The 26,705-nt window shown below is 69.2% G+C and carries 22 protein-coding genes and 1 tRNA gene; 10 read left to right on the top strand and 13 right to left on the bottom strand.

Going from position 1 to position 26,705, the window contains the following annotated elements:
- Nucleotides 1-53: 53 nt before the first annotated feature.
- On the bottom strand, nucleotides 54-1,583 hold the full coding sequence (locus L8H00_RS10435) for a peptidase S10 (protein ID WP_242097239.1): 1,530 nt from the start codon (nucleotides 1,581-1,583) through the stop codon (nucleotides 54-56).
- 152 nt (nucleotides 1,584-1,735) lie between these two features.
- On the opposite strand from L8H00_RS10435, the gene L8H00_RS10430 reads away from it, so the two are divergent.
- Both L8H00_RS10430 and L8H00_RS10425 read left to right on the top strand, forming a co-directional pair.
- A complete protein-coding gene (locus tag L8H00_RS10430; RefSeq protein WP_242097238.1) occupies nucleotides 1,736-2,428 on the top strand; it encodes a nitroreductase in 693 nt (230 codons plus the stop codon).
- Entirely contained in the window at nucleotides 2,425-2,955 is a 531-nt protein-coding gene (locus L8H00_RS10425) for a pseudouridine synthase (RefSeq protein ID WP_242097237.1), read from the top strand. The genes L8H00_RS10430 and L8H00_RS10425 overlap by 4 nt, the downstream gene beginning before the upstream one ends.
- A 37-nt stretch (nucleotides 2,956-2,992) precedes the next feature.
- Here L8H00_RS10425 and L8H00_RS10420 read toward each other — a convergent pair whose 3' ends face one another.
- Both L8H00_RS10420 and L8H00_RS10415 read right to left on the bottom strand, forming a co-directional pair.
- Nucleotides 2,993-3,868, bottom strand: a complete 876-nt coding sequence (locus L8H00_RS10420; RefSeq protein WP_346731937.1) for an SMP-30/gluconolactonase/LRE family protein — start codon at nucleotides 3,866-3,868, stop codon at nucleotides 2,993-2,995.
- Nucleotides 3,869-3,917: 49 nt separating this feature from the next.
- Entirely contained in the window at nucleotides 3,918-4,667 is a 750-nt protein-coding gene (locus L8H00_RS10415) for an SDR family NAD(P)-dependent oxidoreductase (protein WP_242097236.1), read from the bottom strand.
- 224 nt (nucleotides 4,668-4,891) lie between these two features.
- Here L8H00_RS10415 and L8H00_RS10410 point away from each other — a divergent pair, with 224 nt between their 5' ends.
- From L8H00_RS10410 to L8H00_RS10400, 3 genes are all read left to right on the top strand, one after another.
- The gene (locus tag L8H00_RS10410; protein WP_242097235.1) at nucleotides 4,892-6,424 is read left to right on the top strand and encodes an aldehyde dehydrogenase (NADP(+)); all 1,533 of its coding nucleotides are present in this window, start codon (nucleotides 4,892-4,894) and stop codon (nucleotides 6,422-6,424) included.
- Between the two features lie 89 nt (nucleotides 6,425-6,513).
- Nucleotides 6,514-7,539 (top strand): AraD1 family protein, encoded by a 1,026-nt coding sequence (araD1, locus tag L8H00_RS10405; RefSeq protein WP_242097234.1) that lies wholly within the window; start codon nucleotides 6,514-6,516, stop codon nucleotides 7,537-7,539.
- The gene (locus L8H00_RS10400) at nucleotides 7,536-8,477 is read left to right on the top strand and encodes a Gfo/Idh/MocA family oxidoreductase (protein WP_267381151.1); all 942 of its coding nucleotides are present in this window, start codon (nucleotides 7,536-7,538) and stop codon (nucleotides 8,475-8,477) included. The genes araD1 and L8H00_RS10400 overlap by 4 nt, the downstream gene beginning before the upstream one ends.
- Before the next feature lie 51 nt (nucleotides 8,478-8,528).
- Here the strand turns inward: L8H00_RS10400 and L8H00_RS10395 are convergent, their stop codons facing one another.
- Together L8H00_RS10395 and L8H00_RS10390 are read right to left on the bottom strand one after the other, a co-directional pair.
- A complete protein-coding gene (locus L8H00_RS10395; RefSeq protein ID WP_242097233.1) occupies nucleotides 8,529-11,381 on the bottom strand; it encodes a beta-galactosidase in 2,853 nt (950 codons plus the stop codon).
- 49 nt (nucleotides 11,382-11,430) lie between these two features.
- Nucleotides 11,431-12,999, bottom strand: a complete 1,569-nt coding sequence (locus L8H00_RS10390) for an alpha-L-arabinofuranosidase C-terminal domain-containing protein (RefSeq protein WP_242097232.1) — start codon at nucleotides 12,997-12,999, stop codon at nucleotides 11,431-11,433.
- A 310-nt stretch (nucleotides 13,000-13,309) separates the two neighbouring features.
- Between L8H00_RS10390 and L8H00_RS10385 the strand changes: the two genes are divergently transcribed.
- Together L8H00_RS10385 and L8H00_RS10380 are read left to right on the top strand one after the other, a co-directional pair.
- Nucleotides 13,310-14,044 carry a FadR/GntR family transcriptional regulator gene (locus L8H00_RS10385; RefSeq protein ID WP_277924369.1) on the top strand — a complete coding sequence of 245 codons (735 nt, stop codon included), beginning with the start codon at nucleotides 13,310-13,312 and terminating at the stop codon, nucleotides 14,042-14,044.
- A 106-nt stretch (nucleotides 14,045-14,150) separates the two neighbouring features.
- Nucleotides 14,151-15,767 carry an alkaline phosphatase D family protein gene (locus L8H00_RS10380; protein ID WP_242097230.1) on the top strand — a complete coding sequence of 539 codons (1,617 nt, stop codon included), beginning with the start codon at nucleotides 14,151-14,153 and terminating at the stop codon, nucleotides 15,765-15,767.
- 22 nt (nucleotides 15,768-15,789) lie between these two features.
- Here L8H00_RS10380 and L8H00_RS10375 read toward each other — a convergent pair whose 3' ends face one another.
- Nucleotides 15,790-17,256, bottom strand: a complete 1,467-nt coding sequence (locus L8H00_RS10375) for an aminotransferase class V-fold PLP-dependent enzyme (RefSeq protein ID WP_242097229.1) — start codon at nucleotides 17,254-17,256, stop codon at nucleotides 15,790-15,792.
- Nucleotides 17,257-17,480: 224 nt separating this feature from the next.
- On the opposite strand from L8H00_RS10375, the gene L8H00_RS10370 reads away from it, so the two are divergent.
- Nucleotides 17,481-19,739: a transferrin receptor-like dimerization domain-containing protein gene (locus L8H00_RS10370; RefSeq protein ID WP_242097228.1), complete on the top strand. Its 2,259-nt coding sequence runs from the start codon at nucleotides 17,481-17,483 to the stop codon at nucleotides 19,737-19,739.
- A 109-nt stretch (nucleotides 19,740-19,848) separates the two neighbouring features.
- Here L8H00_RS10370 and L8H00_RS10365 read toward each other — a convergent pair whose 3' ends face one another.
- Nucleotides 19,849-20,553, bottom strand: a complete 705-nt coding sequence (locus L8H00_RS10365; RefSeq protein WP_242097227.1) for an LssY C-terminal domain-containing protein — start codon at nucleotides 20,551-20,553, stop codon at nucleotides 19,849-19,851.
- Between the two features lie 153 nt (nucleotides 20,554-20,706).
- Between L8H00_RS10365 and L8H00_RS18855 the strand changes: the two genes are divergently transcribed.
- Entirely contained in the window at nucleotides 20,707-20,838 is a 132-nt protein-coding gene (locus L8H00_RS18855) for a hypothetical protein (protein ID WP_277924368.1), read from the top strand.
- A 142-nt stretch (nucleotides 20,839-20,980) separates the two neighbouring features.
- Here the strand turns inward: L8H00_RS18855 and L8H00_RS10360 are convergent.
- The 6 genes from L8H00_RS10360 to lepB all read right to left on the bottom strand — a co-directional run bounded on the left by L8H00_RS10360 (nucleotide 20,981) and on the right by lepB (nucleotide 25,076).
- Nucleotides 20,981-21,057 (bottom strand) — tRNA-Arg (locus L8H00_RS10360).
- Nucleotides 21,058-21,115: 58 nt separating this feature from the next.
- The gene (gene nth / locus L8H00_RS10355) at nucleotides 21,116-21,766 is read right to left on the bottom strand and encodes an endonuclease III (RefSeq protein ID WP_242097226.1); all 651 of its coding nucleotides are present in this window, start codon (nucleotides 21,764-21,766) and stop codon (nucleotides 21,116-21,118) included.
- The gene (gene dapB, locus L8H00_RS10350) at nucleotides 21,763-22,491 is read right to left on the bottom strand and encodes a 4-hydroxy-tetrahydrodipicolinate reductase (RefSeq protein WP_242097225.1); all 729 of its coding nucleotides are present in this window, start codon (nucleotides 22,489-22,491) and stop codon (nucleotides 21,763-21,765) included. The genes nth and dapB overlap by 4 nt, the downstream gene beginning before the upstream one ends.
- Before the next feature lie 142 nt (nucleotides 22,492-22,633).
- Nucleotides 22,634-23,533: a GTPase Era gene (era, locus tag L8H00_RS10345; RefSeq protein ID WP_242097224.1), complete on the bottom strand. Its 900-nt coding sequence runs from the start codon at nucleotides 23,531-23,533 to the stop codon at nucleotides 22,634-22,636.
- Between the two features lie 56 nt (nucleotides 23,534-23,589).
- Entirely contained in the window at nucleotides 23,590-24,300 is a 711-nt protein-coding gene (gene rnc / locus L8H00_RS10340) for a ribonuclease III (RefSeq protein ID WP_242097223.1), read from the bottom strand.
- Nucleotides 24,249-25,076, bottom strand: a complete 828-nt coding sequence (gene lepB / locus L8H00_RS10335; RefSeq protein WP_242097222.1) for a signal peptidase I — start codon at nucleotides 25,074-25,076, stop codon at nucleotides 24,249-24,251. The genes rnc and lepB overlap by 52 nt, the downstream gene beginning before the upstream one ends.
- A gap of 126 nt (nucleotides 25,077-25,202) precedes the next feature.
- Here lepB and pgi point away from each other — a divergent pair, with 126 nt between their 5' ends.
- On the top strand, nucleotides 25,203-26,696 hold the full coding sequence (pgi, locus tag L8H00_RS10330) for a glucose-6-phosphate isomerase (RefSeq protein WP_242097221.1): 1,494 nt from the start codon (nucleotides 25,203-25,205) through the stop codon (nucleotides 26,694-26,696).
- Nucleotides 26,697-26,705: the final 9 nt, after the last annotated feature.

Here is a 26,705-nt window from a genome sequence, read left to right as displayed (position 1 = left end):
GGTTCCCCGGAAAATTGTTCAGTTACAGGATCATAAGCGGACGGCGGGCGCACTCAACCCCGATAGATCGCCTGCGCATCCTGCTTCAGCGCGGCGCCGCTATCGCTGCGGCTGTAGAACATGTGCCCGCCGGGATAGACGCGCAGCCGAACGCGCTCGGCCTGGCCGAACGCCGGCATCTGGTCGACGATCAGGCGCGAGGCGAAGAACGGGCAGGACAGATCGTCCCAGCCATGCACGATCAGCACGCGCATGTGCGGATCGTTGGCGATCGCCTTGCGCAGGTCGCTCACCGGCGTGTCGTCGGGCTTGCCGCGATCCCAGGCCTGGTTCACCGCGAACGACAGCGCATTATAGCGCGCATCGGTTTTCCAGCCGACCTCGCGGGTGACGAAATCGACCATGCTGCTGGTCGTCGGCGCGATCAGCGCATCGAGGATCGGGTCGTTGGAGCGCTGCTCGGCGGACCAGGGAAAGGGATCGAAGGCGGTGACGTTCGAATCATAGACGCTGCCGATCGTGCCGTCGGCGCGGTGCGCCTCGCGCAGATAGGTGCGGCTGTCGACGCGGCCGCCGAGCCGCTTCACGAGCGCGGGGTCGAGCCCGGTCAACTGCGTCACCTGCGTGACGATCCGCCCGGTCGCTTCGGGATCGGACCGGCCGCGCAGCAGGTCGCGCGCGAAATCGCCGCGGGTATAGGCCTCCACCTGCGCCATGGCGGCGGGCGTCAACTTGCCCTGCCGCTCCAGATTGGCCGCCGCCATCGACGGCAGGTCGATCATCCAAGGCAGCGGGGACAGCGCGGTCGCGCCGTCGCCCGACGCCGGATCGAGATAGGGCGAGACCATCACGATGCCGCTGACCCCGACGCCGATCTGCGATTGCAGCTCATAGGCGATGCGCGGCGCGCGATAGCCGCCATAGCTTTCGCCCATGATATATTTGGGCGATCGCAGCCGCCCCTCCTTCACCAGCCAGTCATAGACGATCTTGGAGAGATATTTGATGTCGGGATCGTTGGCGTAGAACGCCTTCTTCGTCTGGTCCGCATCCACCAGGCTGCGGCTGAAGCCGGTGCCGATCGGATCGATGAAGACGAGATCGGTGAAATCGAGCCAGCTATTGGCATTGTCGGTCGCGATCGGCGTGTCGGAGGGGGCGTTGCCCTGCGCGCCGAACTGGATCCGTTTGGGGCCGACCGCGCCGAGGTTGAGATAGACCGACGAGGCGCCGGGCCCGCCGTTGAACGCGAAGGTGACCGGGCGGGCGGGATCGCGCCCCGGCACCGTATAGGCGGTGTAGACCACCTCGCCGATCGTCTTGCCCTTCTCGTCGCGCACCGGGATCGTGCCGACCGTGGCCTTGTAGGCGAGCGTCCGGCCGCCGATGGTCGCGGTCTGCGCGATCGTCCGGTCCGCGGGAAGCGGTGGCAGCTTCACGTCGTCCGCGGCCTTTTTCTCCACGGTGGTCGTCGTTTGCGCGTCGTCCGCAAAGGCCGCGCCCGGAAGCGCCGCGATCAGCGCCGCGGCGAGCCAGGCGCGCGATCGTGACCGACGGGCAGGAAATGGGCGCAGGCTTGGCATGACGGACGGGCTCCTCGAAATCCGGATCCGCCGATCTTTGCAGCAACGCCGCAAACGCACAACCATCCACGGTGCATCAGCGTCCACGCCAAGCGCGACCGGCCTTTCGGCCTGGTGCGTCCCGACCTATGAGCCATCCAATAGCGGGAGCGATGAAGACGATGGAATTCGACGAACTGGTCCGCGCGCGACGCTCCGTCCGCGCGTTTCGCGACGATCCGGTGCCGCTCGATCTGGTGCACCGGCTGCTGGACATCGCATCGCGTTCGCCATCGGGCACCAACGTCCAGCCGTGGAAGGTGCATGTGGTGACGGGCGCGGTGCGCGCGCGGTTGGTCTGCGAAGTCCTGGCGCATCGCGAGACGAAGCCCGCCGACGACAGCGCCGAATTTCCGCGCACCGGCAAGCGCAAGGAACCCTATCTCTCGCGGATGCGCACGCTCGGCAAAGACATGTATTCGCGCCTGGGCATCGCGCGCGGCGACGATGCGGCGAGCTGGCGGCAATGGGGCCGCAACTACGCCTTCTTCGATGCGCCCGTCGGCCTGATCTTCACGATCGACAAGGAGCTCGACGCGATGAGCTTCCTCGACATCGGCATGTTCATGCAGACGCTGATGCTGGCGGCGAAGGATCACGGGCTCGACACCTGCGCGCAGGGCGCGTGGAACCTGTTCTGGAGCGTGACCCGGCGCGTGCTGTCGGTGCCGGACGACGAATATGTCGTGGCGGGCATGGCGCTCGGCTATGCCGATCCGGGTGCGCCGGTGAACGGCGTGATCGCCGCGCGCGAGCCGGTGGATGCGTTCGCGGTCTTCCACGGCTTCGATCCCGCCGCCGGATGACGCTGATCCTGTTCAACAAGCCCTATGGCGTGCTGGCGCAGTTCACCGATGGTGGCGCACGCGCGACCTTGGCGGGGTTCATCGACCGGCCGGGCGTCTATCCCGCCGGCCGGCTCGACCGCGACAGCGAGGGGTTGTTGCTGCTGACCGACGACGGCGCGTTGCAGGCGCGCATCGCCGATCCGCGCTTCAAGCTGCCCAAGACCTATCTGGTCCAGGTGGAGGGCGATCCGGACGAGGCGGCGCTCGATCGGCTCCGCTGCGGGATCACGCTCAACGACGGGCCGACGCGCCCGGCCGACGTCGCGCGGATCGACGACCCGGCGCTCTGGCCGCGCGACCCGCCCGTGCGCTTCCGCAAGACCGTGCCCGACGCCTGGCTGCGGCTGACCATCCGCGAGGGCCGCAACCGCCAGGTGCGCCGGATGACCGCAGGGGTGGGGCATCCGACGCTCCGCCTCGTCCGGTCGCGGATCGGCGACTGGACGCTCGACGGCCTCGCGCCCGGCCGGTGGCGCGAGGGCTGATCCGCTCCCCGCCCCTCTTCCCTGACCCCGCGTCCGGTCAGCGTGGCAGTGCGATGCGCGGCAGCGGCGATCCGGCCACCGGCGCGGCGAAGGTGAACAGGCTGCCCGCCAGCGGCTGGCGCGCCCGATCCGCGTCGGACAGGCCGACGCTCGCGGTCGTCACGAAGGCGGTGCGCAGATCGGGGCCGCCGAACGCCATCTTGGTCACGTTGGCGCAGGGCATCGCGACCTCGCCGACGAGCGTGCCGTCGGGCGCGTAACGCCGCAGCGCCCAGCCGCCCCATAGCCCCACCCAGAGATGGCCTTCCGCATCGAGCGTCACGCCGTCCGGATGGCCGTGTTCGGGGGCGATCGTCGCGAACAGCGTGCCGTCCTCCAGCGTGTTCCGCGCGGCGATGTCGAACCGCCAGATCGTGCCGCCCAGCGTATCGACATGATAGAGCCAGCGCCCGTCCGCGCTGATCGCGGGGCCGTTGGTGATCGTGCACGCGCCGCCGACCGGCGTGACCCCGCGATCGTCGAACCGGTAGACCGCGCCCGTGGCCTGCGTTTCCCCGTCGTCCATCGTGCCCAGCCACAGGCGCCCGGCGGGATCGACCGTCGCGTCGTTGGTACGATTGTGCGCGGGCATGGCGATCGTCGCGATCGTCTCGGACACGCGCCCGTCCACCACCCGCTGCAACGCGCGGCCATTGCCGACCAGCAGCGCGCCGTCATCGTCAGGCAGCACGAAGCTGGGGCTGCCGCCGATCGCCAGGCTGCGATTTTCACCAGTCGCCGGATCGTGCCGGTGGAGGTTGCCGCGCTTGATGTCGACGAACCACAAGGCGCAATCCGCCGTGATCCAGGCGGGCCCCTCGCCGAGCAGCGCCCCCACTTCCCAGGCGACGGTCACATCCGGTTGCTTCATCATCGACACTCGCATTCTCCCCCTGATGGCGTCGCGGCACGACGCCCGACGCTCAGCCCCGCGCGACCTGGAACCCCGCAAACGACTGGCTGACCGGCATCAGCTCGAGCCGGTTGATGTTCAGATGCGGCGGCAGTTCGGCCACCCACAGCAAGGTCGCGGCGATGTCGCCGCCGGTCATCGGCGTGGCCCCGCCATAGAGCGTATCGGAGGCGGCCTGGTCGCCGCCGGTGCGCACCACGGTGAACTCGGTTTCCACCATGCCCGGCTCGATGGCGGTGACTCGCACCCCCGTGCCGTGGAGATCGGAGCGCAGGCCGAGCGTGAACTGCGTGACGAACGCCTTGGTGCCGCCATAGACGTTGCCGCCGGGATAGGGATAGGTGGCGGCCACCGACGACAGGTTGATGATCGCGCCGCGCCGTTCGATCAGGCCCGGCAGCATCCGGTGGGTGAGCGACACGAGCGCGGAGACGTTCGTCGCGATCATGGTGTGCCACTGCGCCAGGTCGGATTGCTGCGCGGGCTTGGTGCCGAGCGCGAGGCCGGCATTGTTGACGAGCAGATCGATGTCGCGGAACGCGTCCGGCAGGTCCGCCAGCGCCGCATCGCGCGCGGCCTCGTCACAGATGTCGAAGACCGCCGGGTGCAGCCGATCGGCACCGATCTCGGCACGCAGCGCCTCCAGCCGGTCCGCCCGCCGCCCGGTCGCGATGACGCGCCAGCCGGCGGCGGCGAAGGCGATGGCCGCGGCTCGCCCGATACCCGAGGTCGCGCCGGTGATGAGGGCGGTCTTGCTCATGACGATCCTTTTTACAGCCGGACTTTTCCCAACCGGATCCCAACCGGATTCCGGCTTTTCGCAGCGTCATGCGGCGGCGCCGTCGACGGACGCGATCCGTAAGAAATCCTGTCCGCGCTCGCAAGGGCCGGGCGCGCGGGGCTCTGCCAAATCCGCCGCGTTGTTGCCGTCGCGCCGGCCCGACCCTATAAAGGCACGGTTGTCGGACATATGAGGATCGAGTGATGGCAGGCCCGGACGTGCAGGAATTTCACGGGATCGACGCGGCCACCGCGCAACCGATCGAGCCGGCGCATGCTGCCAGCACGCTGGCGGACGTGGCCGAGGCATGCGCCGCCGCCGCCGCCGCGTTCGATGCCTATCGCGCGATCGGCGCCGAGGAACGCGCCGCCTTTCTGGAGGCGATCGGCGACGAGATCATGGCGCTGGGCGACGCGCTGCCCGCCATGGCCGCGCGCGAGAGCGGGCTTCCGCTCGGCCGCACCACGGGTGAGCGCGGCCGCACCGTCGGCCAGTTGAAGCTGTTCGCCCAGGTGGTGCGCGACGGCCGCTGGCGACAGGTGCGGATCGATCCCGCGATGCGCGATCGCCAGCCCCTGCCCCGCCCCGATCTGCGCCTGCGGATGATGCCGCTCGGCCCGGTGGCGGTGTTCGGCGCGTCGAACTTCCCGCTCGCCTTTTCCACCGCGGGCGGCGACACCGCCGCTGCGCTGGCGGCCGGCTGCCCGGTGATCGTCAAGGGCCATCCCGCGCATCCCAATACCGACGCGATGGTGGCCGGCGCGATCCGCGCGGCGGCCAAGCGCACCGGCATGCCCGACGGCGTGTTCGGCCATGTCCGCGGCCCCGGCAACGATCTGGGCGCCGCGCTGGTGCAGGATCCGCGGATCGCGGCGGTGGGCTTCACCGGCTCGCGCGGCGGCGGGCTCGCGCTCGTCCGGCTGGCGCAGGCGCGCGCGGTGCCGATCCCGGTCTATGCCGAGATGTCGAGCGTGAACCCGGTGGTGCTGATGCCCGCCGCGCTCGCCGCACGCGGCGCCGCGCTGGGCGAGGCATTCGTCGGTTCGCTGACGATGGGATCGGGGCAGTTCTGCACCAATCCCGGGCTCGTGCTGGCGATCGAGGACGAGGGGCTCGACGCGTTCGAGGCCGCCGCCGCCGCCGCGCTCGGCAAGCATGCGCCGCAGCCGATGCTCACCGGCGGCATCCGCGCCGCCTTCGCGAAGGGCACCGCCGCGCTGGCGGGCAATCCCGCGGTGCGCGAGCTCGCCGCCGGGCTCGAAGGCGATGGCGTCGCGAGCGAGATGGCACGCCTGTTCGCCACCGACGCCGCCGCCGTCCGTGCCGATCCCGCGCTCACCGAGGAGGTGTTCGGCGCCTCCTCGCTGGTGGTCCGCTGTCGCGATCTCGACGAGCTGGCGACCGTGCTCGAATCGGTCGAGGGCCAGTTGACCGCGACGCTGCATCTCGATCCGGCGGATCATGACGATGCGCGCCGGCTGGTGCCGATCCTGGAGCGCAAGGCGGGCCGCGTCATGGCGAATGGCTGGCCGACCGGCGTCGAGGTGGCGCATGCGATGGTGCATGGCGGCCCCTTCCCCGCCACGTCGGACGGCCGCTCGACCTCGGTCGGGACGATGGCGATCGACCGTTTCCTGCGCCCGGTCTGCTATCAGGACCTCCCCGAAATGCTGTTGCCCGCCGAATTGCGCGACGGGGCGGACGGCCCGAAGCTGGTCGACGGCAAACCCGCTTGACGGTCACGCCGCACTCTTTATTGCCGGACAAATAATGAGAGCGCAGGCGGCCGACGGCCCGTCTGCGCTCCGAAGGGGAAGGATCCGCGATGACCGCCACCGATATGCGCCAGCCCAACCTGGTGCAGCCCCGCCTGCTCCAGCATCGCGACGATGACGGGCAGCGACGGGTCATCCTGGCGGAGGGCGACGCGGCGACGTTCCTCTCGGGTGTGGCGACCACGCGCGAGCTGGCGCTGATCGCCATCGCCGAGGGCGCCTCGTTGCTCGACACCGCCCGGCGGCATGCTGATGGCGCGCGCGTCGATCCGGCCGCCGAGCTCGCCGCGGGGCGCCTGCTGCCCGCGATCGATCATCCCGATACCGCCCGCCTGGTGCTGGCGGGCACGGGGCTCACGCATCTCGGCTCGGCCGCGGGGCGTGATGCGATGCACAAGGCCGCCGCCAGCGCCGAGCGGCCGACCGATTCGATGCGCATGTTCCTGGAAGGGGTCGAGGGCGGCAAGCCGGCGACGGGCATTACCGGCCAGCAGCCCGAATGGTTCTACAAGGGCGACGGCCAGTCGCTGGTCGGCCCGGAACGGCCGCTGGCGTCTCCCGCCTTCGCGCAGGATGGCGGCGAGGAGCCCGAGCTGGCCGGCATCTATCTGATCGGCGAGGACGGCACGCCCTGGCGGCTGGGCGTCGCGCTCGCCAACGAATTCAGCGACCATGTCACCGAACGCCATAACTATCTGTGGCTGGCGCATTCCAAGCTGCGGCAGGCGGCCTTGGGCGCGGAACTGCTGCTGGGCGAACCGCCGGCCGATATTCGCGGCACCAGCCGGATCGTCCGCGACGGCGCGACGCTGTGGGAAAAGCCGTTCCTGACCGGAGAGGACAATATGTCGCACCATCTCGCCAATCTGGAGGCGCATCACTTCAAATATCCGGGCTTCCGGCGCGCGGGCGACATCCATGTCCATTTCTTCGGAACGGCCACCCTGTCGTTCGCCGATCATGTGGCGACCCGGGCCGGCGACGTGTTCGAGATCGCGGCGGCGCCCTTCGCGCTGCCGCTGCGCAACCCGCTGACGATCGCCGATGCCGCATCCGTTTCGGTGCGCGCACTGTGACCGCGCCGATCCGCCTCGCGCTCGTCGGCATGGGCAAGATCGCCCACGATCAGCATCTGCCCGCGATCGCGGGCACCTCCAAATTCGATCTTGCGGCCACCGTCAGCCGCAGCGGCGCCAGCATCGACGGCCGGCCGTTCTTCCACGACATCCGCGAATTGGCCGCCAGCGGCGTGGCCGTCGATGCGGTGGCCTTGTGCACGCCGCCGCAGGTGCGCCGCGCGATCGCGCAATTCGCAATCGAACAGGGCTGGCACGTCTTTCTCGAAAAGCCCCCCGCCGCGACGCTCGCCGAGGCGATCGCGCTGCGCGACGCCGCCGCCGCGCGCGGCGTGAGCCTGTTCGCCAGCTGGCATTCGCGCTTCGCCGACGGCGTGGAGCCGGCGCGCCACTGGCTCGCCGACCGCACCATCCACAGTGCCCGGATCGTCTGGCGCGAGGATGTGCGCATCTGGCATCCGGGGCAGGACTGGATCTGGGAACCGGGCGGGTTCGGCGTGTTCGATCCCGGCATCAACGCGCTGTCGATCGCGACGCGGATCCTGCCGCGGCCGTTCTTCGTGGAAGAGGCCGAACTCGACATTCCCGCCAATCGTGCCGCGCCGATCGCCGCGCGCGTCGCGTTCCGCGACACCGGCGGCACGCCGATCGAAATGGATCTCGATTTCCGCCAGGAGGGCCCGCAAAGTTGGGACATCGTGGTCGAGACGGATGCCGGCACGCTGAAACTGGCCAAGGGCGGCGCGGAGCTGTCGATCGACGATGCCGCCGCACCGACCGCGAACGTTGATCTTCACGGCGAATATCCCGGGCTCTACAGCCGCTTCGCCGCGATCGTCCGGGCCGGCGTGTCCGATGTCGACGTCAGCCCGCTGCGCCTCGTCGCCGACATCTTCCTGCGCGGCCGGATCCAGTCGGTCGAACCCTTCCACGACTGATATCCGGCGGCGGCCGGCCGGCCAATCCCCGGCCGGCCGATACCGGGATCGTCAGCGATCCCGGTATCGGGTGAGCGACACATCGCCCAATCCGCCGGCCGAACCGTCCAGCTTCCATACCGCGATCGCGATCGTGTTGCGGCCGTTCGGATCGAGCACGCCGTTCGGGATCGGGAAGCTGTGCTGCGGGCCCAGATCCGACACGTAATTGCCGAACTGCCACCCGTTCACGAACAACGTCGCGCGGTAATGCCGGCCCGGCGGATCGGTGATGACCAGCCCCAACGAATGATCCGCATCGCGCGGCAGATCGAGCGCCACTTCGGTGCGATACCAGGTGACGCCGGCGGCGGCATCGACGGCCGGCAGCGTCGCGGGCTTCCACGCCGCACCGCCGCCGCGCTCGAGATGCCAGCCCTCGCGCTCGCCGTACAGACCGCCTTCGTTATAGGGCCCGCGCACCGGATCGGTCGCGCCCTCGCCGCCGCGGCGGCCCTGGATACGCCACGCGATCGCATCGGCCGGTGCGCCGATCGGCACAGCGGCGACGATCCCGCGCGCGGTGCGGTTCTCGCCCTTCGAATTATAATCCTCTTCGTGGCCCATGTTCACCGTGAGCACCGATACGACATTGTCGCCGCGCCGCAGCGCATCGGCAGGAAAGCCGAAGCTCGCCACCTCGTTGCCCGACACGCTGCCGAGCAGATGCCCGTTCAGCCAAGCGGTATAGGCACCGCCGTCGCCGCCGCTCTGCACCTTGAGGCGCAGCCCGGTCGGCGCGTCGGCCGCCCCGTTGCTGCGGAAATGGCCGCGATACCAGGTGTTGCCGGTGTGGAAGCCGTAATCGTCCGCGAACAGCACGGGCAGCGAGCCCGGCTTGGTGATGCTGGCGCTCGCCGTCAGGTTCGCTGCCCGCCAAGTGCCGTCGGCGAAGCCCGGCTGGATTTCCGGGGCTTCGGCGCGGCGCGTCCAATGGTCGAGCGCGGGCAGCACCACGGGTTGCGGCGTCGGCAGCGTTGCGGCGAGGCCGTCGGAGGGCGTCGGTGTCGTCGCCAGCCGCTTGCCGTTCCACGTCACCGCGGTCGCGCTGGCCGCGAAGATCTCGATCGCCGGATCCGCGCCCGCATCGCCGTGCAGCGCCAGCGTGCCGCGCGTGAGTTCGGCCTTGCGCAACAGGTCCGAGCCGAGCAGCAGCACGGGACCGGCCGCCGTCTCCTGCCGCCACAGATGCTCGGTCGCCTGATCGTCGGCGAGCAGCAGCAGCAGCGGACGCGCGCCGCCCGTCACCAGCACCCGCGCCAGCCCCTGATGGTTGTAGTTCAGCCGCAGATCGCGGCCGTTCTCCCAGCGCGCCTCTACCGATCCGGCGAGCGTCCTGGCGACGGGCGGCCGACCGAAGCGCAGCACCGTCTCGCCCGCGGTGCCCCGCGCGCCGTGAAGCACGACCACGTCGCGGCCACCGATCGTCGCCTGCGTCATCACCTCCGAGGTGGAATAGACGAGCCGCGCCGCGCCCAGATCCGCGCCCGCCACGAGGAGCTTCGCCGAACGCCCGTCGAGCGTCAGCGCGGTGCCCGGCTGTTGCGGCACCACCGGATAGCGGCCATCGCGCGTTTCCAGCGCGAGATGCGTCGCGGTGATCGCCTGCGCGGTGGAATCGCCGTGGCGGATCAGGTGGAACTGCGTGCCCGATGCCGGATCGGTGCGCGCGATGTCGATCGCCGCGGGATCGTCGAGCCGCGCCGGCTTCGCCGCGTCCGCCGCCAGCAGCGGCGGCAGCGCGGCCAGCATATAGCCGATCCGCTTCATCGCATGATATTTCGGATCGAACCGGCGCGCCTCGGTGATGGCGGCGCCATAGTCGTAGGAGGTGTAGTTTTGCGGGATCGCCTGCCATCCCCAGGACGTGCCGCCATAGACCATGTAGAAATTCTGCGCGGTGGCGCCCGCCGCGACGTTGCTCTTGTAGAAGACGTCGGCGAACCGGTCGTTGATGAGTTCGGCGCATTTGGCATAGCCCGGGCCGCCCCAGGGGTCGAAGGCGCCGCCCTGATATTCGGCGGCGAAGATCGGCTGGTCCACGCCATGTTCGTCGGCCATGTCGGGCGCCGGTTTCCAGCGGTTGGGCGACGAACAGTCGAAGCCTTGCGGATAATGATCCCAGCCGCTGACCTGGACCGCCCCCACTCCGGAGACGAAGGTGCCGTTGTGGTTGCCGACCAGCGGCACGGTGATGCCGTCCGCGCGCGCCTTCTCCTCCAGATGCGCCATATAGGCGCGGCCCGCGTCCGAGCCGTCGTAGAACTCGTTCTCGACCTGATAGGCGATCACCGTGCCGTGGCCGCCGTCGATCTGGTGGCGCGCGATGATGCGGTCGATCCGGCCCAGCCATTCGTCGGCGAGCGCGAGATAGGCCGGATCGGTGCTGCGGTTGCGCACCGGACGCGTCGACAGCCACAGGGGAAAGCCGCCGCTGTCCACTTCGGCGTTGATATAGGGGCCGGGCCGGGCGATGACGTAGAGCCCGGCGTCGCGCGCCGCATCGAGCAGCCGGTCCATGTCGCGGATGCCGGTGAAATCGTAACGGCCCGGCGCCGCCGAGTGATAGCCCCAGGAAAAATAGATCGAGACGGTGTTGAAGCCGCCCGCCTTCATCTTCTCGAAGATGTCGCGCCACAATGCGGGGCTCGGCAGGCGATAGGGGTGAAATTCGCCGGACCAGAGATAGACGCGATTGCCGTCGACCCGGAAGCTGTGCCGGTCGAACGTGACGCGGCTGGATGGCGCGGGCGCCGATGCAGGCGCGGGTGCGGACTGGGCCGCCACCACCCCGATCGGCAACGCCAGCGAGGCGCAGGTGGCAAGAAGCCGCATCGCCCGGCGTCGGATCGCGTTCATCGGCATAGAGCCCTCTTTCTCAAAAACGATGCAGGCACGCCGCCCGCATCCGGTCTCAACGGATATCGAGCATCACGATCGACTTGGCCGGCAGCGTCACCTGCAGCGTGCCGCCCGAAAGCTGCGCGCCGGTAAAGGCGGCGGGCCGCACCGCATCGGGCGCCTCGAACGTATTGTGCGCATCCATCGTCGCGGCAGTCAGGATGCGCGCCGTAACGCCCGCGCCCGTCACCCCGGCCAGCCGGACGGTCACCGTTTCCGCGCGGTTCGGATCGACGTTCGTCAGCCCGATATGGACGGTGCCGTCGGCGCCGCGCACCGCGCTCGCGCTCACCGCCTTCAGCGTCCACTCGTTCTTGTTGTACCAGCGCGACTGCACGTCGACCGGCAGCACCACCGCGTCCTGATAATCCTTGTACATGTCGAACGCCCAATAGGTTGGCGTCTTCACCATCCGGTTCCCGTCGGTCAGCAGGATCGACTGGAGCACGTTGACCATCTGCGCGATGTTGGCGCCGCGCAGGCGATCGGTGTGGCGCGCAAAGATATCGAAATTGAGGCTGGCGACGAGCGCGTCGCGCAGCGAATTCTGCTGGTAGAGGAAGCCGGGATTGGTGCCCGGCTCGACATCGTACCAGGTGCCCCATTCGTCGACGAGGAGCGCGGTGCGCTTGGCGGGATCATATTTGTCCATGATCGCGGCATGGCCGGCGATCAGGGCGTCGATCCGCTCGGTCTTGGCCAGCGTGCGTGCCCAGCCGTCCTCGTCGAAGCCGGTGGCCGCGCCCTTGTGCGACCAGTCGAACGGGATCGTGTAGTAATGCATGCCGATCCCGTCGAACGCGCCGCCGGCCTCGCGCATCATCACCTCGGTCCAGTTGGTGTCGTCCACATTGGGGCCGCTGGCGATCTTCATCACCCGCTGGCCGCCGCCCGGCTTCAGAAAGGTGCTGTAGCGCCGCGTCACGTCGGCGGCATATTCGGGGCGCATGTTGCCGCCGCAGCCCCACAGCTCGTTGCCGATGCCGAACATCGCGACCTTCCAGGGCTCCTTGCGGCCGTTGGCGGCGCGCTCCTTGGCGAGCGACGATCCGCTGGGGGACGTCATATATTCCATCCACTCGGCCATCTCGAACGGTGGCGCGTTGCCGACATTGCCCGAGACATAGGCGTCGGCGCCCACCATCTCCGAATAATCCATGAATTCGTTGGTGCCGAACCGGTTGTCTTCGGTGACGCCGCCCCAGTTGGTGTTGATCTTCACCTTGCGCCCGGCCTGCGGGCCGATGCCTTCACGCCAGTGATATTCGTCGGCGAAGCAGCCGCCGGGCCAGCGGATCACGGGGACGCGCAGCGCCTTCAGCGCATCCAGCACGTCGCGGCGATAGCCGTCGACATTGGGAATGGGGCTGCCCTTGCCGACCCAGATGCCGGTGTAGATGCCGTGGCCGAGATGCTCGGCGAACTGGCCGAACAGCCGCCGGTTGAACTTCGCCGCCGGCTGGTCGCCATGCACCGTCACCTGATCGGGCGCCTCGCCGGTCGTCGGGGCCGGGGCGCCCGTCTGCGCGGCGGCGGGAAGGGCCAGCAGCAGCGCCAGCGTGGTCATCATGTTGCGGATCATGTCGGTCTCCGGGCAAAATGCCGTCAAAGCGGGGGAGGCGCTGGTCAGGGCGATCGGGGTCAGGGCGATCGGGGGTCAAGGCGATCGGGGAGAAAGGTCGGCAGATCGACGAAGCGCAGGCGTGGGTGCGGCGCATGGCCGGGGTCGCCAGCGGGCACGACGCGACGGACGATCGACGGCGCTGTCGTCGAATATTGGGTTCCCCCCTTCCTCTTGTCTGACTTTATTCTGGCATTCGCGGGGATTGCAAGCGCTTTTCGTCGCCGCCCGCAAGCCCGCCCTTGCCTCGTCCCGCGGCTTGGTTCAGAGCATGCGGTACGATCCAAGGAGAGGCCGCCTGGTAAAAGTCGCGCGACGCGAACCCGCCCATGTCACCATTTCGAAGGAACTCGGCGTGGCGATCGTTACCGGCGTGCACGCTCCGGGCGCGCTGCTGATGGGCGAGATCGAACTGGCGGAAAAACTGGGCGTATCCCGCAGCGTGGTGCGCGAGGCGCTGCGCATGCTCTCGGCCAAGGGGCTGCTTCACAGCCGGCCCAAATCGGGCACGCGGGTGCGCGAACGCAGCCAGTGGAACCTGCTCGACCCCGATCTGCTCGCCTGGATGTTCGAGGGCGAACCCTCGCTCGGCTTCGTGCGCAGCCTGTTCCAGCTTCGGATGATCGTCGAGCCGGCGGCGGCCGAACTGGCGGCGGTGGGCCGGACGTCGCACCAGCTCTCGCGCATGGGCCATGCGCTGGAGACGATGGACGCCTACAAGCTCACCACCGAAGAGGGCCAGGCGGCCGATCAGCTATTCCATGCGATCATCCTGGAGGCGACGGGCAACGAGCTGCTGGTCAGCCTGTCGGGCAGCATCGCGGCGGCGGTGCGGTGGACGACCTATTTCAAATATCGTCGCCAACGCTCGCCGCGCGATCCGATGCCCGAACACCGCGCCCTGTTCGATGCGATCGCGGCGGGCGATCCCGCCGCCGCGCGCGAGGCGACCGTCGCGCTGATCGAACAGGCCGAACGCGACACGGAGACTGCGCTCACCGCCTGAGCGCCGCCGCGGTTCGCGGCGGCGACGACTGCGGCTACACGGCCACCCGCTTGTCATCATTGCACAACATTCGGCTGGCAAGCCGAAGCCCGAAAAGGGGTGTGCCATGATCGATCGCCGTTCTCTGCTGGCCACGGGCGTGTTGGGCGCCGGTGCGTTGATGATCCCCGGCTTCGTCCAGGCGACCGGGGTGGGCGGCCTGAACGGCTTCACGCATGCAGTCGCCAGCGGCGAGCCCGGCCCCGACTCCGCGCTGCTGTGGACCCGCTACGTTCCGGCGAACGGCGGCGCGGTCGAACTGCGCGCCGAGATCGCGGAAACGCCCGATTTCGCGCATGTCGTCGCCGGCGGCGCGCAGATCACCGGGCCGTGGCGCGACCACACCGCCAAGATCACGGTGGATGGCCTAAAGCCTGGGCGGACTTATCATTTCCGCTTCGTCGCGCCCGACGGCACCTTTTCGCCCGTCGGCCGGACGCGCACCTTGCCCGACGACGGGCAGCGGCCGTGGCGCGCGGCGATCTTCTCGTGCTCGAACATGGGCTATGGCTGGTTCAACGCCTATGGCCATGCCGCCGCGCGCGACGATTTCGACTGCACGATCCACCTCGGCGACTATTTCTACGAATATGCCCCCGATCATTATCCGCTCGCCAAGGATGCCGTTCCTGGCCGCGTGCCGGCACCTGCGGCCGAGACGGTGCATCTGGCCGATTACCGGCTGCGCTATGCGAGCTACCGCGCCGATCCCGATCTGCAGGCGCTGCACCGGAAGCTGCCGATGATCGTCCAGTGGGACGATCACGAAAGCGCGAACGACAGCTATGAATGGGGTGCGGAAAACCACGATCCCAAGACGCAGGGCGATTGGAACCCGCGCCGCGCCGCCGCCATCCAGGCCTATCGCGAATGGATGCCGGTGTCGGACGAGCCGTGGAAGGCCTATGACATCGGCGGCCTGGCGACGCTGTTCCGCACCGAGACGCGGCTGCTCGCGCGGACGAAGCAGCCCGATGTCGCCGCGCTGTTCAAATCCGCGGACCCGGCGACCGCGCTCAAGACGTTCCGCGACGGCGCCTGGATGGACCCCGCGATGACGATGATGGGCAGCCAGCAGGAAGTTTGGCTGTCGCACGCCATGCGCGCCTCGGTGACGAGCGGCCGGCCGTGGCAGATCGTCGGCTTCGGCACGATCATGGGGCAGACGCTGATGCCGGCGGATGCGGCGACGTGGCTGGGCGGATCCGACCCGCGCGCGCGCGACTATGTCACCGCAGGAATCACGGCGGCGAAGGCGGGGCTGCCGTTCAATTACGACAATTGGGGCGGCTATCCCGCGGCCCGCGCACGCTTCCTTGGTTCGGCGCAGGCGCTGGGCGGCAACACGGTGGTGATCTCGGGCGACAGCCACAACGCCTGGGCCTATGATCTGGCGCAGGACGGGCACGCCGCCGCGGTCGAGTTCGCCGGGCAGAGCGTGACGTCGCCCGGCTATGAAGGCGGGATCCACACCGATCCGCGCATCGTCGCCGCCGCGCTCGTCGGCGCCAATCCCGAGCTGAAATGGTGCGACACGTCGCGCCGCGGCTATATGGCGATGACGGTTGCCGCAGACCGCGTGACCAACGATTGGGTGATGATGGACACGATCCGGACGCGCAATCCCGCCGGCTCGATCGGGCACAGCGCCACCGTGCGTCGCGGAACGAACCGGATGGCCTGATCCGCGCGGGAAGCACGGGCCGTCACCCCCCGGTGACGACGACCCGAACGCGGGCTTCGGTGGGATCGACCGGATCGATGATGAACGCGCCCGCATCGCGGTTCGCCACCAGCCACGCGACATGCGCGGCGGTGATCCGCTGGCCGGGCACCAGGCGGGGCACGCCGGGCGGCGCGGGCGCGATCATCTCGGCGGCGATCCGCCCCGTGGCATCCTCGTAGCGGATAAGCTCGGCCACGCCGGACAGGGCCTCCTGCCCGCCCATCGCCATCTCGACCGACAGCGTGCCGATGCCGGGCGTAGCGGAACAGGGCGGCAGCATCGCCGGATCGACGGCCAGCTTCGTCACCAGATCCTGAAGCCCGCGCACCAGCTTGCGAATATCGGACCGCGTCGTCCCGAGCGACAGCACGACGAGCAGGTGGCGCGCGTCCGATAACCCCACGCTGATCCGGTGGTTCGCATAGAGCCAGTCGTCGATCGCATAGCCCGACACGCCGAGCGCGGAGATGTCGACCAGCACCTTGGTCGAATCCAGATCGGTATCGGCGGGCAGGTCCTCGCGCCCGAACACCCGCAGCGGCGCGATCGCGGCGAGTTGCCGGCGCAAGCCTGCCGCGAGGTCGAGCACCGCCGTCCAGAGCTGCTCGCCGTTGAGCGCATGATCGCGCCGCGTGGCGTCCAGCGTCACCATGATCGGCACCGACGGGCTGGTCGTCTCGAACAGCTCATACGCCATCCACAGCCGCTGGCGATCGACCAGATCGCCCTTGGCCACCAGGATCGACCCTTGCGCCAGCGCGCCCATGGTCTTGTGTGCGCTGTACACCGCGATGTCGGCGCCCTTGGTCAGCGGATCGTCCGGCAGCCCCTCGCAAAAGGCGAAGGCGCCGCCCCATGCGGCATCGACGATCAGCGGGATGCCGTGATCGTGGCAGATATCGGCTAGCGCCGCGACGTCGCCGGTCACGCCGAAATAGGTGGGGCTCACCAGGACGAACGCCTTGGCCGCCGGGTGCGCCGCGAGTGCGGCGCGCAGCGCGTCGGGCGTCACGCCATGTTCGATATCCCAGGCCGCATCGATCGCGACGGGCACGATCGCCGCGTCGAGGCCGGCGGCGAGCGCATAGGCGCGTTCCGCCTTGTGCGCGTTGGCGGCGATCAGGATCGTGTCGCCGGGGCCCGCGACCGCGGCGATGGCGGTGTGCAGGCTCTGCGTCGATCCGCCGGTCACGAAGCGGCAGAAATCCGCGTTCCACGCTTCGGCGGCGAGTTCGTGCGCGCGCTGTACCGCCAGCTTCGCCTCGGTGCGGTCGTCCAGCCCCTTGGGGGTCAGCACATCCGCCCGGAACACGCGCTTGCCGAGCAGCGCGCGCATCCCCGTCGGCATGGCGGCACCCTGATTGTGCCCCGGCGCCCCGAAGCCGGTGACGGTAACCCGTTCGATCGCGGCCAGGGCCTCGACGAGCGGTGCGCGTTTCTGATCCATGGCGAGCCTTGTGCGGTGCAGGGGGCAGCGCCTTGATCCGCAAAGGGATTAAGGAAAACCCGCGACGCCCCGGCGGAAGGAAATGGGTTTGAGCCCCAACGCGCAAGTCCCGGTTTCGCCCGGCACCCTGACCGGCTTTTTCATTTGATGGTTCGCCATCTCGACGGCGGTGATTCTGCCGCTACCATGGCGCCAGGCGCGATGCGCACAAACGGGGGACCATCATGACCTTAACCGCACGCCTGCTGGCGGCCGGCGCCTTGCTCGGCCTCTCGGCCCCGAACGCCGCACAGACGCCCGCGGCGCCGTCCGACGCCAAGGCGATCGAACAGGCCTTCGACGCGCGGATCAGCAGCGCCGACCAGCTCGGCTGGCTGAAGGACATGAGTTCGGCACCGAACCATGTCGGCAGTCCGCATGATCGCGCCAATGCCGAGATGCAGCTCGCACTGTTCAAGCAATGGGGCTGGGACGCGCATATCGAGACGTTCCAGGTCCTCTATCCCACGCCGATCGCGACGACGCTCGAGCTGGTCGCGCCCGAGCGGGTGGCGCTCGGCGGCCAGGAACCCGCGGTGCCCGAAGACCCCAGCTCCGCCAATCTCCAGGGCGCGCTGCCCCCCTATGTCGCCTATCAGGGCGATGGCGACGTCACCGCGCCCGTCGTGTACGTCAACTATGGCATGCCCGAGGATTACGAGGCGCTCGCCGCGCGCGGGATCAGCGTGAAGGGCAGAATCGTCCTCGCACGCTATGGCGGCGGATGGCGCGGGCTGAAGCCCAAGCTGGCGCAGGAGCATGGCGCGGCAGGCTGCCTCATCTATTCGGATCCGGCCGACGACGGCTATGGCGAGCGCGATCCCTATCCGCGCGGCGGCGGCCGGCCGTCCACGGGCGTCCAGCGCGGTTCGGTGCAGGACATGACGCAATATCCGGGCGACCCGCTGACGCCGGGCATCGGCGCGACCGCAGGCGCCAAACGGCTGACGCGTGCGACCGCGCCGACCATCCTGAAGATCCCCGCGCTGCCCATCTCCTATGGCGACGCCGCCCGGATCATGGCGCGGCTGGAGGGGCCGATGATCGCCGGCCGCGCGCGCGGCGGCCTGGGTCTCGCCTATCATTGGGGTGGCACCGATGCGGTGAAGGTGCATCTGGCGGTCAAGTCCGACTGGTCGCTGAAGCCGGTCTACGACGTGATCGCGGTGATGCCCGGCCGGACCCGCCCCGACGAATGGGTGGTGCGCGGCAATCATCACGACGGCTGGGTGTTCGGCGCGAGCGACCCGCTGACCGGCCAGGTGGCGCTGATGAGCGAGGCCAAGGCGCTCGGCGCGCTCGCGCAGACCGGGTGGCGGCCCGACCGGACGATCGTCTATGCGAGCTGGGACGGCGAAGAGCCTGGATTGATCGGCTCGACCGAATGGGTCGAGGCGCATGCCGACGAGCTCGCCGCCAAGGCGGTGGTGTATATCAACACCGACGGCAACGGCCGCGGATTTCTCGGCGCCGAGGGCAGCCACAGCCTCCAGCATTTCGTCAACGGGGCGGCGCGCGACGTGATCGATCCGCAGACCTCGGTCAGCGTGCTCGACCGGCTGCGCGCCAATGTCCGCGCCGGCGCCTATGCGGGATCAACGCGGCGCGAGGGCGAGGCGCTGGCGCTCGACGCGGCGAAGGCCGGTGGCGACATGCCGATCGGCGCGCTCGGTTCGGGCTCCGACTATTCCGCCTTTCTCCAGCATCTGGGCATCCCCGCGATCGACATCGGCTTCGGCGGCGAGGGCGGCGGCGGCGGATCCTATCATTCGGTCTATGACAGCTTCTATCATGTGACGAAGTTCGACGATCCCGGCCTCGTCTATGGCGCGGTGCTGTCGAAGATGGTCGGGCGGCTGGTGCTGCGCGCGGCGGACGGGCCGCGCGTGCCGGCGCGCTATGGCGATTTCGCGACCACCGTCGCCCGCTATGTCGGCGAGGTGAAGACGCTCGCCGCCGGCCAGCGCGAGAAGGACCGGACGCTGCGCGATCTCACCCGCGACGGCGCGTTCCGGCTGGCCTCCAGCCCCGACGATCCCACGGTCGCGCCGGCGGACAAGGGCATCACGCCGCAGATCGACATGCTGGCGCTGGACGACGCCGCCGACCGGCTGGTCCGCTCGGCGCATGCGGCGGACGCGGCGGTCGACCGGCTGGCGACGCTGCCCGTAGCGACTCAGGCGCGCATGCTCGCGCTGCTGCGCGACATCGACCAGTTGCTGATCGACCGTGCCGGCCTGCCCGGACGGCCCTGGTTCCGCAACCTGATCTATGCGCCCGGCACGCTCACCGGCTATGGCGCCAAGACGCTGCCCGGCGTGCGCGAGGCGATCGAGCAGCGCCGCTTCGCCGACGCCACCACCTATGTCGCGCGCACCGCCGCCGTGCTGAACGCCTATGCCGACCGGCTCGACGCGGCGGCGGCGCTGGCGAAGACGCGGTAGCGCGGGATGGCGTGAGTCTGCCCCGCTCTCCCGATCCTTTCGTGCCGAGCCTGTCGAAGCGGGTAAGGTTCATCGCACTCCGACCCGACCCTGCCCTCCCCGCGTCCCGCTACGGACAGGACGACGGCAGGGCATAGGCCGCGATCATGCCGTCGGTGCGATAGCGGTTGCCGCCGCCGTTGCGGTGCCACCGGCCGGGTGCGACGCGCGAGGGCTGGCCACCGATCGGCCGCGCGCCCCCAGCCGCGAGCAGATGGCCGACCATCGCGCGATCGGCATCCACGTCGGGGCCGATATAATGGGTGATCTGCAGCGTGAAGAGGCTGAGCCCGACGCCGCGGTCGAAGGTGGCCGCCGCCAGCCAGTCGTTCGGGCCCACCTGCCACAGCCGCACATGATGGCGCCGGTCCGCGCTCGCGCCCTGGTCGATCTGGAAGGCCATGTCCTGCACGCGGTCGTGCACGTAGAGCGGGCTGACGGGGGCCTGCGGATAGGGCCGCCCCAACACCACGCTCGCCGCGATCCGGATGGCCGAGCGGGCGGACACCGCATCCGCCTGCGCCCAGCCCGCCCGCGCGAACACGCACCGGATCGTCGCCGCATCGCCGATCAGCCGCAAGTTGACCGGATCGGCGGGAATATCCTGCGCGGTGTAGGAGATGATCGCGTCGCGCCGCCCGATCCGCTTATGCTCGTGATGGCTCCACAGGCGCGGCAGGCCACCATAGGCGAGCCCGAACCACAACAGCAGCAGCGCCAGCACCGCCCCCAGCGCGAGGACGAAATAATGCCATGGACGAAGCGTGATCTTCATGGCGCCTCCGTTCACCTCAGGAGGGCGGATGGTCAAGCATGGCATGGCAAGCGTGGCGTCCGATCGGGGATGACGGTCCGTCGCGCAGCCGTCGCCAGAAGGGCGCGGAACCGCTAATCCCGGCGGATCGTCCCGCTCGACCCTGGAGGCATCGTGCTCAAGCGCTTCTACCGGCATGGCCTGCTCGCGATCGCGATCCTGAGCCGTTCGCATGCCCATCGTTCCGCAGCTTCTTTAGCCGGCAACGTCTTGTACTCGGGCGCAAACCCCTTGCGGCGCACCTGAGCGGACCACCCGCTCGTCCGCTTCGTTATCGTTGCCATACCGGCTCCTGTGCCAGGATTGTGACTAGGAGCGGTTTCAAAGACGATTCGGATCTTTCCGGCAGGAAATGCCGCCGGAAGTCCTCATAAAACAATAGGTTGTCTGGTGCACCCGACTGGATTCGAACCAGTGGCCTCTGCCTTCGGAGGGCAGCGCTCTATCCAGCTGAGCTACGGGTGCCTGTCGCCCGCCTAGCAAAGCGGATCGGGCCGCGCCAGCCGTTTTCGGTGGGGCGGCGTCAGCGCGCCGGCGGCGGGGGCGGGGTCTTGGGTCTGTAGGGGCACAGATCCGCCACGACGCAGCGCCAGCATTCGGGGCGGCGCGCCTTGCAGACATAGCGGCCGTGCAGGATCAGCCAGTGATGCGCATGCAGGCGGAACGGCTGGGGCGTCGCCTTGTCGAGCGCCAGTTCGACCGCGAGCGGCGTCTTGCCGCGGGCGAGACCCGTGCGGTTGCAGACGCGGAAGATGTGGGTGTCGACCGCGAAGGTCTCCGCACCGAACGCCACGTTCATCACCACATTGGCGGTCTTGCGGCCCACGCCCGGCAGGCGTTCGAGCGCCTCGCGCGTGTCGGGCACCGCGCCGCCGAAATCGTCGATCAGCATCTGCGAGAGCGCGATGACGTTCTTGGCCTTGGTGTTGAACAGCCCGATCGTGCGGATATGGTCCTTCAGCCCGTCGAGCCCTAGCGCCAGCATCGCTTGCGGCGTGTCGGCGATCCGGAACAGCGCGCGCGTCGCCTTGTTCACGCCGCTGTCGGTGGCCTGCGCCGACAGCGCGACCGCGACGACGAGCGTGTAGGGATTGGTATAGGCCAGCTCGGTTTCGGGATGCGGGTCATTCGCCGCGAGCCGTTCGTAGAAGGTGATGACGTCGGCGCGCTTCACAGCCCGAGCACGTCCCCCATCCGGTAACGCCCGGGTGCGCGGCCCGCGAGCCACAGCGCCGCGCGCACCGCGCCGCGCGCGAAGATGGAGCGATCGTCGCCGCGGTGGTTGAGTTCGATCCGCTCGCCTTCGCCCGCGAACACCACGCTGTGATCGCCGACGACCGAGCCGCCGCGCAGCGACGCGAAGCCGATCGTGCCTTCGCAGCGGGCACCCGTCAGCCCCGCGCGGCTGTCGACGCGCAACTCGCCGAGCGCCATCCCCCGCCCCGCCGCCGCCGCCTCGCCGAGCAGCAACGCGGTGCCCGACGGCGCATCGACCTTGTGGCGGTGATGCATCTCCAGAATCTCGATATCCCAGTCCGCGCCCAGCCGCTCGGCCGCCTCGCGCACCAGCATGCCGAGCAGGGTCACGCCGAGCGACGTGTTGCCCGTCTGGAGCACCGCGATCTCGGTGGCGGCGGCATCGATCGCGGCATGATCGCTGGGCGCGATGCCCGTCGTGCCGATCACGATCGGCGTTCCCGCCGCGCGCGCCGCCGCCAGATGCGACGCCACCGCCAGCGGCGAGGAGAAGTCGACGAGCACATCGGCCTGGCGCGCGAGCGCCGCGGCATCACCGCCGGCATCCACGCCGCCGGCCAGCGTCGCGCCGAGATCGTCGATCGATTGCGTGATGGCGCGGCCCATCCGGCCTGCGCTGCCATAGATGCCGATGGAGGTCATGCGGGGCTTCCGGAAAGCGGGAGACTAGGGCAACGAACGCAGGGACGGGGTGACGACATGATAGCGCGCCTTTGCACGTTTCGGGCGCGCGCGAACAGGGTGGACATGGCATTTTACCCTGCGCCGCCGCCTGCGCGTGCGCTCAATCCACCCAGTCGAGCCCGATGTCGCGATACGTCTCGCGGTCTTCGTCCCAGCCCGGCTTCACCTTCACGTGGAGATAGAGATGGACGGGGCGGCCGGTGATCGTCGTCAGTTCGGCGCGGGCGCGCGCGCCGATCTCCTTGATCCGCTGGCCGCCCTTGCCGAGCACGATCGCGCGCTGCGTCGGGCGTTCGACGAGGATCTGCTGGTGGATCTCGACCGAACCGTCCTCGCGCTCGTCATAGCGTTCGGTCTCGATCGTGCTCGCATAGGGCAGCTCGGCATGGAGCTGGAGATAGAGTTGCTCGCGGGTCACTTCGGACGCCAGCGCGCGTTCGGTCGCGTCGGAGACCTGATCCTCGGGATAATGCCAGGGGCCTTCCGGCATCAGCGCGGCGAACGCGCGCTTCAGTTCGGGCACGCCGTCGCCCGTTTCCGCGCTGACGAACCAGGTCTCGGCAAAGGGCCGGATCGCGTTCAGCCGCTCGGCATGGAGCAGCAGCTTGGGCTTGGCCGCGATATCCACCTTGTTGAGGATCAGATGCACCGGCTCGGGGCGATCCTTCAGCGATTCCACGATGGCGACCACCTTTTCGGGCAGCCCGCCCTTGCCATCCACCACCAGCGCGATCACGTCGGCGCCCTCGGTGCCGCTCCAGGCCGCGGCCACCATCGCGCGGTCGAGCCGGCGCTGGGGCGCGAAGATGCCGGGGGTGTCGACCAGCAGCAACTGGGTCGCGCCCTCGATCGCCACGCCCAGCAGCTTGGCGCGCGTGGTCTGCGCCTTGGGGCTGACGATCGCGACCTTCTGGCCGACGAGCGCGTTGACGAGCGTCGACTTGCCGGCATTGGGCGCGCCGACCACGGCGACGAGGCCGCAATGTTGGGTTTCGGTCATGCGAGCGCGATGCCGGAAGAACGCGGCTTCGACAAGTTGGGAAGGGATGCGGTCGGTCAGCCGAGCTTCGCCAGCAGCGCGCGCGCCGCCGCGGTTTCGGCCTCCTGCTTGCTCGACCCCTGGGCGCTGGCCTCGGCATGGCTGCCGATCGCGACCGCCACGGTGAAGCGCGGCGCGTGGCCGGGGCCGGTGCGTTCCACGATCCGATATTCGGGCGCGCGGCGGTTGTTGGCGGCGGCCCATTCCTGGAGCTGCGACTTGGGGTGCTGCGGCGCCTTGGCGTCGCGCCGCGGGCGATCGCCCCAGGCCGAGCGGACGAAGGCGCGCGCGTCGCCCAGCCCGCGTTCGCGATACCAGGCGCCGATCAGCGCCTCCATCGCGTCGCCCAGCACATTGTCGCTGTCGAGCGCGCCATCGTCGCGCGCCTGTTTGCCGAGCCGCAGATGCGCCGGCACGCCCAGCCCGCGCGCGACATCGGCGCAGACCGCGCCGGTCACCAGCGCGTTCAGTCGCTTCGACAATTGGCCCTCGGGTTCGTCGGGATAGAGTTCGAACAGCCATTCGGCCATCACCAGGCCGAGCACCCGGTCGCCGAGAAACTCCAGCCGCTCGTAATTCGCCGCCGCCTGGCTGCCATGCGTCAGCGCCCGCTCATAGGGCACGGGATCGGCCGGCGCCGCCCCGAACGTCTCCGCCAGCCACCGCGCCAGCTCGCTCAAAAGCCCGCCCCGATCCGGCGCCAGCGGCCTGCGCTCACCCAGGTCCATGGCGCGATCCAGCTGGCGCTGCCATCGGTCGAGAAGAAGGTGACGAGCGCCTTGCCCTCGACATTGGCGAGCGGCACGAACCCCATGCCGTAACCGGGCAGGCCGTCCGCCCCGGCATTGGGGGGTGCGGGGAAGCGGCTGTCGCCGCTGTCGTCGCGATTGTCGCCCATGACGAAGATGTGGCCGGCAGGCACGGTATAGACGCTGGTATCATCGCGATCGGGAAATTCGCCCTGATCGAGCACGTCGTAGCTGACGCCGCCGGGCAGCGTCTCGCGGTAGCGCGGATAGCGGCAGATCGCCTGCCCCCCCGCGATCACGGCGCGGAACGCCGGCGCGCAATGCTGATCGCTGAAATTGGGCGTGATCGGCAGGACGAAATCGGCGAGGCGGCGCTTGGGGATGGCGGCTCCGTTCAGGACGAGCGTGCCGTGCCGCATCTCGACGGTATCGCCCGGCAACCCGATGACGCGTTTGATGACGTCGTGATTCTCGACGACCGGCGCGCGGAAGACGACGACGTCGCCCCGTGCCGGATCGCGCGGGAGAATGCGCCCGGGAAAGGGTGGCAGGCCCCAGGGTAGCGACCAGCGCGAATAGCCGTAATTCCATTTCGAGACGAACAGATAGTCGCCGATATACAGCCGCGGCAGCATCGATTCGGACGGGATGCTGTAGGGTGCGATCAGAAAACTGCGGAAGATCAGCACGAACAGCGCCAGCTTTGCCAGGAAGAGCAGCGTGTCGCCGGTTTCGGAACGGGTGCGCGTGGCCATGCATGCGGCATGCGGGGCGCGTGCAATCGCGTCAAGAAGCGCCACGGAACCCATTGCCCCGCAAGATGCGTTTTGACGGCGCACACCGCCCGGCCTAGCTGGGCTTCTCACGACACGGAGCCTCTCATGTCCCTCGACTGGTCGAAGATCGAAGCCCTGCCCGCCACCCGCCTGGAGGCGCTGTTCGACGGCGATCCGGATCGCCTTGCCAAGCTGTCGCTCGACGTGGCCGGCATCCATTTCGACTGGTCGAAGACTCACCTGACGCCCGACGCGATCGCGGCCTTCGCCGATCTCGCCAAGTCGGCGGATCTGGCGGGCAAGCGCGAGGCGATGTTCGCCGGCGACGTCATCAACACGACCGAGGAGCGCCCTGTCGAGCACACCGCCGAACGCGGCGAGGGCAAGCCCGACAGCGTCGCGCGCGCGGCCTCCTATCACGGGCGGATGCGCACGCTGATCGACGCGATCGAGGCGGATGCGCTGGGGCCGGTGCGCTCCATCCTTCATGTCGGGATCGGCGGATCGGCGCTGGGGCCGCACCTGCTCGTCGATGCGCTCGGGCGCGATCACGATCGCTACGAGACCGCGATCGTCTCGAACGTGGACGGCATGGCGCTGGACGACGTGTTCGAGAAATTCGATCCGCAGACCACGTTGCTGATCGTTGCGTCCAAGACCTTCACGACGACCGAGACGATGCTCAACGCCAAATCGGTGATCGACTGGATGACCGGCGGCGGCGTCGAGGATCCCTATGGCCGCGTGATCGCGGTCACCGCCTCGCCCGACAAGGCGATGGAATGGGGCGTGGACGAAACGCGGATCGTGCCGTTCTCGGAAAGCGTCGGCGGGCGCTATTCGCTCTGGTCGTCGATCGGCTTCCCCGCCGCGCTCGCGCTCGGCTGGGACGTGTTCGAGGAGCTGTTGGAGGGCGCGGCCGAGATGGACCGGCATTTCCGCCTGTCCGCGCTCCACGAGAACGCGCCCGCGATCGCGGCGTTCGCCGACCTTTATTACACGCAGGTGCGCAAGGCCGAGACGCGCGCGCCCTTCGCCTATGACGAGCGGCTGCGGCTGCTGCCCTCCTATCTCCAGCAGCTCGAGATGGAATCGAACGGCAAGGGCGTGACGATCGACGGCCAGCCCGTCGGCCGCCCGACCGCGGCGATCACCTGGGGCGGCGTCGGCACCGATGCGCAGCATGCGGTGTTCCAGTTGCTCCACCAGGGCACGCATCTGGTGCCCGTCGAATTCCTCGCGGTGATCGAGGCGGGCGACACGCTGCCGGCGGAGCATCACCGGCTGCTGCTGCTGAACGCCTTCGCGCAAGGGGCGGCGCTGATGAAGGGCAAGCAGGTGGACGATCCCGCGCGCAGCTATTCGGGCGACCGGCCGTCCTCCACCCTGCTGCTCGACCGGCTCGATGCGCACACGCTGGGCGCGCTGATCGCCTTCTACGAACATCGCGTATTCGTGAACGGCGTGCTGCTGGGGATCAATTCCTTCGACCAGTTCGGCGTGGAACTCGGCAAGGAAATGGCCAAGGCGGCGGAAAAGGGCGGCGGCGAATTCGACCCCTCCACCACCGACCTGATCGCTCGCGCCGGTCTGGACTGAACCCGGCGC

The sequence above is a fragment of the Sphingomonas sp. CROZ-RG-20F-R02-07 genome, assembly GCF_022662335.1.
Taxonomy (GTDB): Bacteria; Pseudomonadota; Alphaproteobacteria; order Sphingomonadales; family Sphingomonadaceae; genus Sphingomonas.
The sequence above is the reverse complement of the archived record's forward strand: the minus strand, read 5'-3'. Positions and strand labels throughout refer to the sequence as shown.